The sequence below is a fragment of the Marinobacter salinexigens genome (assembly GCF_008370345.1).
Classification (GTDB): domain Bacteria; phylum Pseudomonadota; class Gammaproteobacteria; order Pseudomonadales; family Oleiphilaceae; genus Marinobacter; species Marinobacter salinexigens.
Genome location: NZ_VTUU01000036.1, coordinates 1 through 956 on the forward strand (window position 1 = coordinate 1; position 956 = coordinate 956).

Below are 956 nucleotides of genomic sequence, written 5' to 3' on the forward strand. Positions count from 1 at the left end.
GGGGGACGGAACCACAGCCACGCSACGCAGGACCTGTACGACTCCATCGCGGCGGGGAGCTTCCCGGAGTGGACGCTGTACGTGCAGGTGATGGACCCGGACACGGAGGAGCAGTACGACTKCGACCCGCYGGACGACACCAAGACGTGGCCGGAGGACCTGCTGCCGCTYRGSCCCGTGGGGAGGCTGGTGCTGGACAGGAACGTGGACAACTTCTTCAACGAGARCGAGCRGCTGGCGTTCGGCCCGGGRCTGGTGGTGCCAGGGATCTACTACTCGGACGACAAGATGCTGCAGTGCCGGGTGKTCGCCTASGCCGACACGCAGCGCTACAGGCTGGGGCCCAACTACCTGATGCTGCCCGTCAMCGCGCCGCGCTGCGCGCACCACAACAACCACTACGACGGCGCCATGAACTTCATGCACCGCGACGAGGAGGTGGACTACTACCCGTCCAGGCACGCGCCGCTGCGGCAGGCGGCGCCGCCCACGCCACTGCCGCCCAGGCCGGTCGCGGGGAGGAGGGAGAAGGCAACCATACGCAAGCCCAACGACTTCAAGCAGCCAGGGGAGAGGTACCGCTCCTGGGACGCCGACCGACAGGACCGATTCGTGAGGCGATTCGCCGACTCGCTCGGACACCCAAAGGTCAGCCAGGAGCTCAGGTCCATCTGGATAGACCTCCTCGCCAAGTGCGACGCGTCGCTGGGGATGAAGATTGCCACCCGGCTCAACATGAAGSCAAACATGTGATGCTTCTGCTGAATAKAATAATAATGAAGACGCATGCATGTCGTCGCCAGGAACAAGAGAAATAATACAAGACCASCACGCATGGGCATACTCCATATATATATGTATAGCCCGTGCCCGTGTCCGCCTTTGTACCAATACAAGCCAARMCWAGTGGATGTATTATTATTATTATTATTGCGYTATCACATACATGTACCCCT

The 956-nt window shown here is 60.8% G+C and carries 1 protein-coding gene; it reads left to right on the top strand.

The features are described 5' to 3' along the window. A partial coding sequence (locus FWJ25_RS20560) for a catalase (RefSeq protein WP_149601852.1) occupies nt 1-753 on the top strand: 753 nt, incomplete at its 5' end. Nucleotides 754-956: the final 203 nt, after the last annotated feature.